This window comes from Microbacterium sp. B35-30 (assembly GCF_010634855.1).
GTDB lineage: Bacteria > Actinomycetota > Actinomycetes > Actinomycetales > Microbacteriaceae > Microbacterium.
This window is the reverse complement of record NZ_MWLQ01000017.1, coordinates 86,252-100,646: the sequence shown is the minus strand read 5'-3', so window position 1 is coordinate 100,646 and position 14,395 is coordinate 86,252. Positions and strand designations below refer to the sequence as shown.

The window sequence follows — 14,395 nt, the reverse complement described above, 5'->3', positions numbered from 1 at the left end:
AGAATGAGCGCACAGATCAACTACGTCTGCTGGACGCCGGAAGATGTCATCTCCACAATTCCCACCGAGGCCGCCGTTCCGTCTGATCAGGTCCTTCTGGCAACTCACGCACCGCTCCGAATCACAAGGCGAGGTGGTCATGGAGGACACCAAGCTTCCGAACTCGTCAGCGAGAAGCAGGTACTTGAAGAGTTTCTCGGGGCTGCGCCCAACAACGGTGTGCTTGTGGCAACGGTTATCGGGGAGTCCGGAGCCGGCAAATCCCACCTTGTCCGGTGGGTCAACGCCACTATCCCGCGCACGCCAAGGCGACACGTTGTCTACCTCCAGAAAACCGAGACGAGCCTCAAGGACGTCGTCGAGGCACTTCTCGTCGGTCAGCGGGATCCTGAGTTCGAGGAGCTCCGGCGAAAGGTGTCGAGTCTCGGGAGTGGGATGACCCTCGACGAGATGGAGCACAAGCTGCTCGCGGAACTCGCCGAAGCACTACGCACTGCTGATGCCGACAGCGCTTACGGGAGGGCTTTGGTAGGGGAGAACGGACTTCGGCTGTTCTTCACGGATCCCCTTTTCGAACAGCATCTCTTGAGAGATGGATCATTCATTCGCCGTCGCGCGGAGCACGCGCTCCGTGGCAGGGACGCAGATGAAGGCGACGTTCCGTTGGAGTTCACGGCGGCCGAGTTGCCAACCGACATCGGCGACTATGCGAACGTTCAAGAAGCGGCCGCCGCGACCCAGAAACTCTTCCGTCGGATGATCGCGCAACCGGCAATGCAAGCCGAAGCCGCACGTCTAATAAATGAGAATCTCGACATCGCAGTGATGAAGGCAGCGAGTCTCGCAGTAGGTGACATCGGACAAGCCTTCAAGAAGATCCGCGAAAAGCTGGTCGGCGACGAGATCATTCTCCTGGTCGAGGACGTCGCTCTGATTCAGGGCGTGAGACGCGACCTCCTCGACGCGATGATCGAGGTCGGCGTTGTTCAGGGCGTCGAGCGGTACGCGACGGTTCGCACGATGATGGCGGTCACCCCGGGCTACTACCGAGAGTCATTGCCGGAGACCTTCAGACGCCGGTCTGAGGCGACGTCGCCGATCTATGCGGTCGACGTTGAGTTGGATGGAAGTAGTGAAGGCGAGGACGACCTCGTCGACTTTGTGGGGCGCTACCTCAACGCAGCGCGAGTCGGCAAGGCGACCCTCGAAGCAGAGTCGCCGAACGTTCCAAACGCCTGTTTCACGTGCCAGTTCCAGACCTCCTGCCACGACACTTTCGGGACCTCCCGGCAGGGCTACGGGCTATATCCGTACAACAAACCCGCAGTTCTTCGGGCGGTTCGGGCTTGCGCGGAGAGGGATCCCGGGCTCGACCACGCGTACTTCAACCCCCGCAAGGTGCTGTCCCGTGCAGTTCGGAATGCCCTTACGGATAACGTCTCGACCATTCGGAATGGAGAGTTCCCGCCTTCGAACTTCCTCGCTGAGGAGTCGGCGGAGATGCGACTTACACGTCTGCCGATCCACATCCGCGAGCACATCGAAGGATCTCTCGCGGACGACCAGGCCGGGCGACTCGAAGCGCTTGTGACGTTCTGGGGGAGCGTCGGCACTCAACCGATCTCGCACGGGATTCTCGAAGCGTTCTCGCACCCGCCAGTGTCCCCGTCGATCTACGCGCCGGACGCAGCGGATCGACCGCGCGGGGATGAGTCTACTCCGCGGCCGAATCGCTCCGTCGACGGTCTCCCGCGGTCTGTCCAGAGCAAACTCGACTTGATCGACGCTTGGTCCGAAGGAAAGCCGCTACTCCAGAGCCTTGCAAATGATCTCCGAACCGTGATCCGCGAGGCCCTGCTGGCTCGGATCGACTGGCTCGACCCCGTCATCAAAGAACCGGACACCGTCACGGTCACGAAGGCGGTGCCGGTTGGTGCGCGCAGCGTGTCGATCGACGGTGCGAACGAGAATTTGGCGCTTGGGTCGGCGCCGCTCATCCGCCTGGAGCGTTCAGCGCGAATGGCCGTCACGTTCAAAGGTCTCGTGCTGATGATGGAGGGCTTCCCCGAGCGGGCTGGCGATGCGCTGCCACGATTGGACGGCCTCGTCGCCCCGGCCGTGGGTGCGGCCAAAGAACGGATACTCGCAGAACTGCGTGTGTCAGAGGCCGAACTGGTTGGAGCGACCGCATCGCTTATCCGTGGGGCGTTGGCTTGCGGGATTGTTCCGCCGAAGTCGGATCTCGACCGCGTGTCCATGTCACTTTGGAGAGACGCTGCCCCCCGGGCCGATGTCGCCTCCCGCTCGGTCGAGTGGGCCAGCGCCTATCAGGCGTATGTCGCATCGAGATCGGCAGTCATCGAGCGACTCCTCAGTGGCGTCGGTGCGGCGCAGGGTACCGGTGCGGTACACGCCATCGACTTCACCCGCTTCGCCGCCATCGCCCGCAAGGCGGAGAAACTGGCGCTCGGTGATTCTGAATACGACGTCCCCGACTGGTGTCGCGAGTCTGAGCAGAAACTCAAGGCGCTCACCCGTCTCGGCAGCCGCCAACTAGCCCATTGGCAGTCCCTTCTTGACCGCGTGCGTATCCACCTGCCTCACGGATCGTTCACCGACACGATCGACGCCATCGCTGCTGCGGTTCGTGACGGACAAACAGAAGGTCTCGTGATGGTCAACGACCTCGCGGGTCTGACGGCGCGGAACGACGCGGCGCGAACCCTTGACTCGAAGTCTGTGGGCGAGGTTGAGAAATTGCTCACTACTGCCGCATCCGCTTCAGGCTTGAATCTCGCGAGGCTCGTCGGTACGAACGCGGGAGCCGACCTTCAGGCGATTGCCGACTATCTCGAATTCAGTGCGCGATGGGTTGCGGCTGGACTGCGGCAGGCTGAGAACAGTGGCGGTACAGCCGCGGATGTGGACGAGATGCTCGAGTCTGTCCTCGCGGATTGGTTCGAGATCACGGGAGGCGAAGTCAGTGAGTGAAACAACGCTTGCCGAAGACGCGCGGCGTTTGGCTGCGATCGCTAGGGCGAAACGCGAATCGGAGACCGATTCGCAGGAACAGCGTCGTCTTCAGGCCCAGATTGACAAGTTGAGCACTGAGCTGACGAGGCTCCGCAAAGGCCTCGAGATTCATCGGCGTCTCGCGGAGATCGGCGCTCCCGTTGACGACTTGTCGGACCTATCCGCGGCTCCGCGAGAGGTCCGCGATCAGATCAATCGGACCGGCCGTCCAAAGTGGCAGTACATCAACGCGCGGGTCAGTCGTCTCGAACGTGTGAACGGTGAACTTGCCCTCGCAGACAGTCGGGCCTGGACCTCGTGGGCCTTTGGCCAGATCTCAAACCTGGCCACGACTCTGATCCCAAGACTCGGTGCTGAACGTCGTAGCGCCGAGGCCCGCGTTCAGAGCCTGGAAAGGAGCGCCGGCAAGGCTCCAAGTCTCGCGGCCATCGATGAGTTTCAGGTCATTTGGCGGCGCGTCAGGGATGACCTCGCGGATGTCGAGAGCGCGGGGGTCAACGCCGTATTGAATCGGTTCGTTCAGGGTCGAATTCGCCTGTTTGACCTTAGCGAGGACGAACTCGAGTTGCTGCGCGCAGATGAGACACTCCGCAGTCAGTTGTACCTCTCGCTGTCATGAGTATCGATCCCTGGGGTGGGGTGCCCGACCTCCTAAGCCGGCTTGAGGACCGCGAACTCCCGCTTCTCTCGTGGGGCATTGTTGATGGGTTCCTGAGCAAGCGTGATGTCGAGGACGCAATCGATGCTCAACTCGACATCGACGCGGCTTCCCCAGACGCTCCGCTTCATTCGCCCGACGAGTACTTGCAGTATCTGCTCGACGCGGGTCTGCTTCACCGCATCCCAGACACGGTGCCGAAGTACCGGACCAGGCTTGCGGAGACACTGCGACTGCTTCGGACATTGCGGCAGTTGTGGCCGAAAGACACCTCCGTTCCTGGGTGGTGGAGAGACTCCCAAACTCTCGTCGCTGACTATCGACTTAGGGTTTCTCCACGGCGGTATCCGCGGCGAGAGATCGTGGCGAGTGAGGCCGCGGTGTCACTCGCCACCATGCCGAACTGGGCGCTTGGCGGCGCCGACGTTCTCCAAAGAATCATCGGCGACGGAAAGCTTGCAAAGTTCCAGTTGGACGCCACGAGAGCGATCCTGGAAGGTCTCAGCGCGCCTCGTCTGACTGCCCGCATCGTGACCGCCGGCACCGGTTCCGGAAAGACACTCGCCTTCTACATACCGGCGATCCTCGATATAGCGGCCGCCCCGGATATCAAGAGGTCGGGCGCCCACACCTTGGCGCTGTACCCACGGAATGAGCTTCTTCGCGATCAGGCTCGTGAGGCGCTGCTCATGTCACAACGCCTTGGCGGACTCAAGGGCGCAGGAACGCGGCCCCTCCGAATTGGTCTCCTGTATGGCAGTACTCCCAAGGCACGCGACCTGGACGGCAACCGCGGCCCGGTCGGGTGGACGAGGCTTACCGCTGGCTGGGCGGCCCCATACTTCCCGTGCCTGACGGACGGTTGCCTCGGGAAAATGGTGTGGCCCGATTCCGACCGTCGCGCAGGAAACGAGCAACTGAAGTGCGACACGTGTGCGACCGAGACGCCGCGTGGCGCGCTAGCCATCACCCGCGAGTCCATTCGACAGACCCCGCCCGACATCCTCTTCAGTTCCACTGAGATGCTGAGCAAGCAATCCACCGACGGCGCGCTGGGAAAGGTGCTGGGGTGGCGTGGTCCGACGGGAACCAGGATGGTGCTGCTCGACGAGGCTCACACCTACTCGGGTGTGCATGGTGCTCAAGTCGCACTGATGCTTCGCCGGTGGAGGCACGCCAACCGTCAGTGGGGCACAGACAGCCCGGTGGTGGTCGGCCTCTCCGCAACCCTCCGCGATGCCGGTGACTACTTCGCGAATCTGACCGGGGCTGATCGGAGTGATGTCGAGGTCATCGCGCCGGCGCCTGAAGACCTCAACGCGATTAGTCGTGAGTACGGGATCGTCCTCCGTGGTGACCCCGTGTCAGGCGCTGCCCTGTTGTCAACCTCGATCCAGACCGCGATGCTCGTCGGTAGAACGCTGGACACCACACCCGGCACGTACGGTTCTGTGACGTTCGCCTTCACAGATGATCTCGACTCGATCAACCGCCTGTATGACAATCTCCGCGATGCAGAGGGGCACGCCCCTCGAGGTCGAGCACGGGGCACCGTGCTGGCTAGTCTTCGGAGTCCCGGAGACGCGCAAGCGGGACCCCGCTACATCGACGGTCAGTCGTGGGACCTCCCGGCACAGCTCCACCGCATGGACCGAGGCCTCAATGTGGCGCGGACGAGTTCGCAGGACACCGGGGTCGATGCCGGTGCTGACGTAGTAGTCGCAACATCCTCCTTGGAAGTCGGATTCAACGATCCCCGAGTGGGGGCGGTTATCCAGCACAAGGCTCCTCGCGACCTGGCCTCATTCCTCCAGCGACGCGGTCGCGCGGGGCGACGACTCGCCATGCGTCCCATGACCGTTGTCGTGCTGTCGGACTACGGGCGTGACCGGATCGCCTATCAGACCTACGAGAAACTCCTCGACCCTGAGATCGACGAACGATCGCTGCCGATCAACAATCGCTTCGTCGTCAAGATGCAGGCGACCCACGCGCTTGTTGACTGGTTGTCGCGCAAGACGGGCGCCAACGCGAGGCTCGTGCTGACGCCGCCGAAGGACTCGCCGTGGCCCAAGACCGATGACGTTCGCTCGCTCCTTGTGGCTGTCATCGAGGACGTCGCGGCGCGGGATGAACTTGCCGAGCATCTCTCTCGTGCGCTGCGACTCCCAGCCGATGAAGTGGATGCTGCGCTGTGGGAAGAGCCCCGTTCACTGATGCTCTCGGTCATTCCGACAGCACTCCGTCGCCTCGAATCCGCCTGGAGACCGTTGCCGGGGCAGAACGACGCGGGCGCTCTTCCGCGGACGCCACTTCCGGAGTTCATGACGAACACGCTCTTCGGCGCACTGAACACCCCCGATGTCACATTCGAACTGCCGTCCAACTTCGGGGACGATCAGCCGTCGATGCCGATCAGTCAGGCTCTACGGGAGGCTGTCCCCGGTCGGGTGAGCCGCCGGTACGGGTACGCACACGCGACGTTGAGCACGTGGCTGCCTGTCCCTGCCGCCGGAAACGACCTCCCACTCACCGACGTCGTGTCGAAGGGGCACGCGCTAGGGGAGTGGTCGACATCCGGCGGCGACACATACACAGTGGTTCGTCCACTGGCACTGAAACTTGTGGCTCCACCCACCACAGTTCTGGACACCTCGAACGCCCAGCCCTTATGGCGATCGGCCTTTGAGTTTTCACCGGACAGTCTCTATCCCGCGGACTTGCCAGTTCCGTCAGCGTGGGCGAGTCTCATCACTGGCTGCTCCTTCGCGCTCCACGTGGGGGGAGGCCCACTGAAGGTTCGTCGAATGGCTATCGGTTCCGACGGCGAACTTGCCAATCGCGATGGCTCGAGGACTCCTGTGCACGTGAGATACGAGCACCAAGGTCGCCCGGCGGCCCTTGGGTTTGAGTTGGAGGTCGACGCGATGCGGGTCGCCGGCTCGCTGCCGGTCGACACCCTTAGCTACCTTGGGAACTTCGCGGAGTCGCCCGCGGGACGGACGCTCTTGTTCCGCCGCCTCATTTTGGAGGACGAGCGCCTCGACGACGTGGCCAACTCTTTCCAGAGGCAATGGCTCACGGAGGCCTATCTTCACGCGTTCGTGCAAGCAGGCCTCGCAACGCAGGACGTCTATTCCGTTCCCATCGGACTTACCCGTGGGAGATGGGCGGATGACCTGCAGCGATTCCTCGCAGTTGCATACCGAGCCGACGTTGTAGGTCAGCTTGGACAGACGAGGACGCTGGATGCACTGACGGGACTGGCGGCGAGTCAGATCGTGCAATCCGTGATTGAGGAGCACGCGAACGTCCTGATCACGGACGACCCGACGACGACAACAAGCGCAGCACTACTCGACCGTGTCGTTCTCGATACCGTCGCGAATGCCATCCTCACTGCGACAACCGAAGCCCTGCCGGATGCTCAAGATGGGGATCTCGCGGTCGACGTGGAGTTCTCGCCGGCAACGCGAGATTTTCAGATCTTCGTTTCCGAAACGTCGATCGGCGGGCTCGGGCTCATGGAGAAGCTGCATCGGGACTACGCACAAGATCCCCGTCGCTTCTGGGATGCGGTCACCCGCGCAACCGGTCCCACTGAGGCTGAAGACGTCGATGCAGCGATGCAAACGATCGTCGCGGACCTGCTCGTCCCTGAAAGTGCCATCGCGCGAGGAGTCCACGCTTTCCGAGCGGCGAGCGGAATCGATGCGATGGACAAGGCGCTCCGCAGCTTGCTCGAGTCGTGGACGGAGTCTGAGGGACCCCCGTCGCACCTTCTTGTCTCCACGCTGGCGGCGCGGATGCTGCGGCCGGGCTCATCGCCGGCGATCGACCAGATTGTCGCCGGACTCATCCAGGCGTGGGTTCGCGAAGAGGCCAGGCTCGGAGTTGAGATCGACGCGAGGACGATCACCTACCACGCCTCGCAACGCAACCTCGGCGTAGATCTTGGAGCGATGAGCGCCGACTCGGCATTCTCGCTTCTGTGGCTTCGGGGCCCGCAGGCGCGCAGCCAGCGCCTCGAACACTGGCATCCATACCGATCCAACGTGGCCGTCGAACGACGGATTCTTGAGAAACTGACCGCCCAAGATGTGCTTACCGTCGACGTGACGACACCAGGGTGGATCGACGACTACTCGCAGGCAATGGAGGAACAGGGGCGCGTCATCCTGAGTTGCCCGTACGCCTCTCGAGCGCATCTCGCGACTGGGGTTCGGACCGCGGTAGTGACGCCGGTGGAGCGGAATGGGCTGAGAACGTATGCCCGGGTCATCGCGATGCGTCAGAGGCACGGAGTTGCGCTCGCGGAACTCTCACTCGCGGAGGAACTGCAGTGAGCGGGCGCAGGATGGTGCGGACGCGCCCGCGAAACGGCTTGGCAATCGGAGACGTACTTACGGCGGCGATCGTTTCCGAGTTGTGCTGGCCGAGTGACGAGGTCTGGCTGGTCTCCGGGTGGGTGACGGACATCCCGGTGCTGAACAATGCGGATCGACAGTTTGATGCTGTGATGGGTGCCGAGCCGCGATCTCAGATGACGCTCAGCGAGGTGCTCGGGGCGCTCACAAGGCGCGGGACGAGTTTGCATGTTGCTCTTCGCGAGGAAGATCACAACCAACTCTTCATCGATCGGCTCACGCGGGCAAGCGTCGGCGATGCTCTCCACATCTACTCCAGCGCCGATCTGCACGAGAAGATGATGGTCGGTTGGTCCTGGGTGCTGAAGGGATCCATGAACTTCACCTGGAACGGCGTTCAGCGGAATGAGGAGAGTCTCGAGTTCGAGGTGGGGCAGGCCGAAGCCGCTAGACAACGCCTTGAACTTCGGACTCGATGGATCGGCGGATCAGCGTGAGTTCGATTGGCAACGACGAGTTCACCGCGCGGTTCTTCTCCGATCCGAACACGACATGGCCCGGGCAAGACCCGGATGCGGCAGTCGCAACTGCTCTTAAGCCGTTTCTGGCCGCGCTGACCAAGCGTGGTGAGTGCCCGCTTGTCTTGCCCCGGAGAGAGGCTTCCTGGCACGCAGCGAGCTACTACGTCATTTGCTGGGACACCGCTCACGCGGGCCGGGTCAGGGCCTTGCTGGATGCTGCAACCGCGGCGAACTGGACGCCGTTCGATGGTCGGGTGGCTCGATTGAACCGCCAGGATCCCATCGACGCAGCCGTGCTTGAGTTGGTGGGTGACGGCACAACCTTTGTGTTGCGCCCGGATCCTGCGACAGCGAGTCCGACCTACAGAGCACTTGGGCGCCTCGTTCGATCTCTCCATGAGATTCCGCTGCGAAACCCGACCCCTCCCCGGCCGATCGGTCGGATGCTTCGCGAGTTCGACCTCGCCTTGGCAGCCGGTGCTGTCGAGACCTCGGGCCGTCTCCTTCAGGAGATCGAGATGCTCGGGGGGATCTCACACGAGAACGTCGCGTTCCTTCAGATTCGTCGAATGGCGCGATTGGGGAGGGATACGGAACTTCTCGCGCATGGCTCATTGCCGTCGGTCGTCTACGCCGAGCCGCCTCGGCTCGTCCGGGAAGGCGTCCTCGGGGCGTGGGCGCGAGTGAATCTCGACCCGCCGGTCGCCGACGAGCAGATCGACGACGCTGTCGAACGGATTCGTGGGGCGAATCCTGATGTGGCCATGCTCGTCGAACCGAGACTCGCAGCGTCCGTCGATCGGGATGCGGTTACGGCCGGCGGATTGGTCGCCCTCGCGCGCGGCGACGTAGACCTCATCACAGAATTCGCATCGAACGATTTCGTCGATGATGCAGTACAACGAAGGCTGCAAGAGATCCTCGGGACGAAGCCTGCTGCCAGCGCAGAGCAGGAGAGCCGTTCCGATCAGATGGCACCACCACAGGCCGAGGATGCTCAGATTTCGAGGCCGCCCCAAGAGACCGAAGCGATCGCCGGTTTGGCGGCTGAGGAGTTGGCAGAGCATGACGCTGCCGCAGTGGAGGTCGACGACGAGCTCGGGCGTGAGGGCGAGTCCGCCCATGAGGTCGAGGTTGCGCCAGATGTAGAAGTACATGCGGCGCCAGCGATCAACTCCTGGATCGACTGGGCGCGTGCGATCGGCCCTGGCGTACCGGTCGCTATCAGCCAAGATCAGGCGGCATCGTGGCCACCCGTGGCGACGATCGACGGTGTATTCGCCGACGCAATCGACGATGTCGACATGATGGCCACCGATGATCTCCTCTTGAGCATTGCGTTCTTCCTCGAGGCGGACGACTTCGAACGCCCGGCACCACGAAGCGCTGAGGCGTTCCTTCGCAGGTACCTCCTCACCGAGCGATTCGCGCCGGCCGACCTTGCGGTGATCTGTGCGTTGCTGGATGTGTTCCTTCGAGGGGCCCCAAGCGCGGCGAGGTATCGAGAAGTCCTCGGTGACGTCCGCGCGTCATCTGAGCGGTGGGTTGCGATCGCGACTGCTTCGCGCGCACTCGACATTGCTGACACCGTGGCGCTCGGACCGACTGTTGACGCTAGCGCGCGGGCTGACTTCGTTACGACTCTGCTTTCGCCGCTGAATCAGCAGAAGCGCCGACTCGACGGCACGCTCCGCGACCTCGCTGCGCTGGTGACAGCGGACGTCGGGTTGGACTTCGATTGGTCAGTTCCTCTTCTGCCCGAGAGCACAGAAGGCGGACCCGACTTGTCCGTCGCTCTCCGCATTCTGCTGTACAGCCTTGACGAAGGAACTCTCGCGCGGGTGGAGAAGGCGATCGGTCAGCGTTGGCCGGCGGCGACGGTGCGTACTTCTTCAGAGAAGGACGGCAGTCCGATGCTGAAGCAGCACGCAAGGAACTCCGATCTCATCGTGGTTGCCACGCGGCGGGCCGCCCATGCGGCGACCGGTTGCATCGGCGACAACGCCGGGTCGGCGTTGGTGAGATATCCCGACGGCGCCGGATCGGCTTCCATGTTGCGAGCAGTGGTCACCGGCATCAGCGAACTGACCGATTGACGCTACGGGCCCTATCGCTGTGACGCGAGCGATCCTGACGTACGCACAACTCGAAGCAGATGACTCGTAAGCAACCGCACGTCGTTCGGCGTGTTCTGGATGCCGTTCCATCGGCGAACCTGGTCAGGGCCGAAGTTCCACGTGCCGTCCGTCCAGGCGCAGTGCTCTCGCAGGTCCACCAGGATCTCTTCGATGCCAAGGCCGGGGAGTTCCGCCGCTGGCACGCCTTCGGTCAGAGAATCCATGACATAGCCGAGAGACTGGATTCCGGCGCCATGGGTGAGGCGCGACTTTGTCGGGGGGAGGCGCCATTCAAGCGGGAAGACCCGTGCAACTGCACCCCAGAAGTAGTTGAGGTGCATCAAGATGGACGGGATGTCACCAGTGCCGTCCTCCGGATTGCGGTACTGGTAGAGAGCGCCCTCGTACAGGCTGTTCTCGATCATCTTGAGGACGCTGTTGTCGCGGATGTAGCCGTCCGCCATCGTCGGGGTGCTGATCCGCCCAGTGAACGGACCTTCCCCGCCACCGACGCCGAAGTTCAGGATGTTGAGCACGGACGCCGGTAGACGGCGACGTGCGTACGCTGCAGGCAGTTCCGCCGACGTCGTCGGCAAGAGCTCGTGGATCAAGCCCTTCGGAAGTGGCTTGGTGTTGTTCACTAGGATGAACTGCGACCGCTGTTCGGCCTCATCTTTGGCGATAAAGCCGACGGCTGCCACGGGGAACTCGTCGACGTCAGCGTCACGAATCGCGGCGCTTCGCTGCTGTCCGTCGACGAGCCAAGCGGGCTTCTCGTCATCGGCAAGATCGGTATCGACCGGAATGATCAAGTGACCAACTGTCGAGTACGCGGCCTCCGACGCGCCGGCATCCAACGCCTTGAATTCGACGCGATCGTCGAAGGCCAAAACGATCGCGTTGGGGAGGATCGCAGCATCCGTTTCGAGGTATCGGCGAATTGCGCGGATGTGAGAGAGGACCTCGGGTCGCTGGTAACCGGCAAGCGTCTGATCGGTGCGATGTACGCGGCTTACGGCGGCGAACTCGTGCACGCGCTTGCCATCGATGCCGAAAGCGAAGATGAACTGGTTGCCCTGTCGAATCCGGATCGCAGGGAGAACGATGGTCTGCTCAGGCATGGGAAGGGGACGAACTCCGGTCGGTAAGGGTTGCCACCTTGGTGGCCAGGATGGTCAGGTTGTGGAAGCCGCGACGCTTGTTCCGCTCGGTTCCGCGGAAGATGGCGATCTCGATTCCGTGGGTGCGGCACAGCCGGCAGCGGCAGTCTTCCCATGGAGCGGCCACGAGCGTCTGCTCATACGCAGGCAGGTAGCTCTTCTTTGTGCCTCCCGCGACCGTCTCGTAGTGACCGAGTGCGTCGAGAGCGCGGTCGATGCCGGCGCGTGTTCCGTCGAGGGCGCGCAGCGCCTTCAAAGTGCTTCGCTCGGCCGCGATCGCGTCCTGCTGTGAGACGGTTCCCGCAAGGATCGCTCGGCGAAGCGTCGGGTTGCCATCCACCTGCGGCACGCGAAGTGCAACGTGCGCACCCTGAGGTGTGTGGAAGTTGTTCCGGTCATCCATGAACGCTTGCCGAAACGGCGATGTGCTGTCAAAACTCGTGACCCCGAGCTGCGAGAACTCTTCCATCGCGTCGACACGCGTCAGCCCAAGCAGGTGCAGTTCCGTCGACGAGTTCCGCACCCTGTCGATCTCGCGAAGGCACTCAAGTACGTCTTTCGTCTTGAGCGGGACCATGCCTCCGAGCGCGATACGCGTGTAACCCATCTCCTGCAGACGGGCCACGCTATCGGCATAGGTCAGAGGGCTCCAGCCCTGCGCGGCACCGACCGCCTGAATCTGGGAGCCGCGTTCTTCCACGCGCCGGCGGAAGTCGGATGCCAGTTGAAGCGTGAGTTGGCGCCGGCTGCTCCAGGCGGGGTCGACGTCGTCCAACCCCGCCGAACTCTCATAGCCGAAAATGATGTGGTCGACGCTGACTCCGGCGTCGAAACCGCACTCCTCGTAAAAGTCGAGGGTCTCGTCCACGGTTACGGGGGGAACCTCCTCGCTGACGTAATTGAACGCTCCGTTGTCGCCGAGCGTCTCGATCCCCGCGGGAAGACGGAAGAATCGCCGGACACCCATGCGGTAGAGCCGCGCCCTCTGCGAGGAGGTGTACTTACCGGACCCCGAGACGCTTCCGTCAACGATCGCCTTGCTGACAAGGATGCCGTGGTACGGCGGGGAGTCCAGCACCTCGTGCGCATAGCGGTCGTCGCGTTGCCGTACGCGAGTCGGCAGGTACTCATCATGCGCGAAGTCGTATGTCGGACTGACGAGATCCTGGCTGTCAGGGAAAAAGAACTTCATCGCGCGGCCGACCTTTCGGCGAGGTAGGCGCGAGCAAGGAAGTTTGAGAGTGCACTGATGTGTCGAGGGGTGTTCTGGAGCTCGTTCCAGGGGAGACCGAGGTCCGTCCACGTGCCGCTGGTCCAGTGGCACTGGGACGCGATTCGACCAATCTCGAGCCGAGCCTGCGCCGCGGCATCCTCCGAGTTCACATCCACGTGCGCCATGACGCGCTCCATCAAGCGCCCCATCGCCCGAATGCCAACGCCCCCCATGAGTCGGGACTCCGACGGGCTCTTGCCCCATGCTGAAGGGAATGTCTCCTTGACTGCCTTCCAGTACACCAGGAGGGTGCGCCGAATCCCTTCGGTGTCGGTGGTGCCGGCCGCGATGTTCCGGTAGGGGAAAAGCACCCCTGAAGGGGACTCGACAGACTCTCGCAAGGCCTCAACCAGGCCGGTGTCCGTCACCATGGCGTTGGGCCGATCTTCGGCCGCCGTCGACGCACGGCGGATCAACCCGTAAAAGGGTGATTCGGGGTCCATGTTGAGCATGTCTACGAGCGCGGACGGCAGTTGTCTTGTGGACATGCGTGCCGATGGGACGCGTGCGATCTCTGGCAGAAGTTCGGTCACCAATCCCACGGGAAGCGGTTGCACAGTGTTCACACGAAGGAACTGCTCGCGCTGGATCTCAAGATCCTCCGTAACGAACCCGGCGACAGGCACGGGCAGGCGGCGATTGCGAGTTCGGGCCAGTGCGAGGCTACGCTGCTGGCCGTCAACGATCCATGCGGGGCGGGGGCCGCCCTCGCCATTGACGATGGGTATCTCGAGTGTGCCGGCGACGGCAAGCCCGTCGTTCACGCCGGGCCCCCGACTGGACTTGAATCGCACCTCCGGCGGAAGAGCGAGGATCAGGCCGTTGGGGAAGAGTACGTCGTCTCCATCGAGATACTCCTGAATCTGATTGACGTGCTTTCGCTTCTCGGGTCGCTGGTAGCCGATGAGTTTGCCAGCCTTGTCGCGCGAGATGCGAGCCACATCCGCTACCTGATCCACTTCCTCAGCGGCGAGTGTGAAGAGGTAAAGCGGGATCTCGCCCTGAAGTACCCGCAGTGCACGTCGCTCAATCCACTCCTGCGTCACGATGCTCCTCCTCGAGCGCTTTCGAATAGATGAGCGAAGCGCTTCTGCTCACAGGCGAAACCATTGTCCCGAAGCATGCGGAGTGCGCGAGTCCGACTGATGGCTGGTTGTTCAGTACGGATAAGCCGGACCGCTTCAAGGACCTCATCGTCACCAAGCGGGGTGCGCCGGTACTGCTCATCTCGCCTGGCGCCCTCCGCCCAGGTGTTCCACGACGCAC

At 62.8% G+C, this 14,395-nt stretch carries 8 protein-coding genes; 5 read left to right on the top strand and 3 right to left on the bottom strand.

The genetic code is table 11. The features are described 5' to 3' along the window. Positions 1-3: 3 nt before the first annotated feature. The 5 genes from dpdH to dpdD are packed head-to-tail and all read left to right on the top strand — an operon-like array spanning position 4 to position 10,675. Positions 4-2,991: a protein DpdH gene (gene dpdH, locus B2K11_RS09580; RefSeq protein ID WP_163618052.1), complete on the top strand. Its 2,988-nt coding sequence runs from the start codon at positions 4-6 to the stop codon at positions 2,989-2,991. Beyond that, a complete protein-coding gene (locus B2K11_RS09575; RefSeq protein ID WP_163618051.1) occupies positions 2,984-3,652 on the top strand; it encodes a hypothetical protein in 669 nt (222 codons plus the stop codon). Before dpdH ends, B2K11_RS09575 begins: the two co-directional genes overlap by 8 nt. Beyond that, positions 3,649-8,037 (top strand): protein DpdJ, encoded by a 4,389-nt coding sequence (gene dpdJ, locus B2K11_RS09570; protein ID WP_163618050.1) that lies wholly within the window; start codon positions 3,649-3,651, stop codon positions 8,035-8,037. The genes B2K11_RS09575 and dpdJ overlap by 4 nt, the downstream gene beginning before the upstream one ends. Then, complete coding sequence (dpdK, locus tag B2K11_RS09565; RefSeq protein ID WP_163618049.1) at positions 8,034-8,555, top strand: phospholipase D-like domain-containing protein DpdK; 522 nt, start codon at positions 8,034-8,036, stop codon at positions 8,553-8,555. The genes dpdJ and dpdK overlap by 4 nt, the downstream gene beginning before the upstream one ends. After that, positions 8,552-10,675: a protein DpdD gene (dpdD, locus tag B2K11_RS09560; protein ID WP_163618048.1), complete on the top strand. Its 2,124-nt coding sequence runs from the start codon at positions 8,552-8,554 to the stop codon at positions 10,673-10,675. The genes dpdK and dpdD overlap by 4 nt, the downstream gene beginning before the upstream one ends. 11 nt (positions 10,676-10,686) lie before the next feature. Here dpdD and dbpB (B2K11_RS09555) read toward each other — a convergent pair whose 3' ends face one another. From dbpB (B2K11_RS09555) to dbpB (B2K11_RS09545), 3 genes are read right to left on the bottom strand one after another with little or no spacing between them, the layout of a single operon-like run. After that, complete coding sequence (gene dbpB, locus B2K11_RS09555) at positions 10,687-11,817, bottom strand: DGQHR domain-containing protein DpdB (protein ID WP_163618047.1); 1,131 nt, start codon at positions 11,815-11,817, stop codon at positions 10,687-10,689. After that, complete coding sequence (dpdA, locus tag B2K11_RS09550) at positions 11,810-13,048, bottom strand: tRNA-guanine transglycosylase DpdA (protein ID WP_163618046.1); 1,239 nt, start codon at positions 13,046-13,048, stop codon at positions 11,810-11,812. The genes dbpB (B2K11_RS09555) and dpdA overlap by 8 nt, the downstream gene beginning before the upstream one ends. Next, the gene (dbpB, locus tag B2K11_RS09545) at positions 13,045-14,175 is read right to left on the bottom strand and encodes a DGQHR domain-containing protein DpdB (protein ID WP_163618045.1); all 1,131 of its coding nucleotides are present in this window, start codon (positions 14,173-14,175) and stop codon (positions 13,045-13,047) included. The genes dpdA and dbpB (B2K11_RS09545) overlap by 4 nt, the downstream gene beginning before the upstream one ends. Positions 14,176-14,395 lie beyond the last annotated feature (220 nt).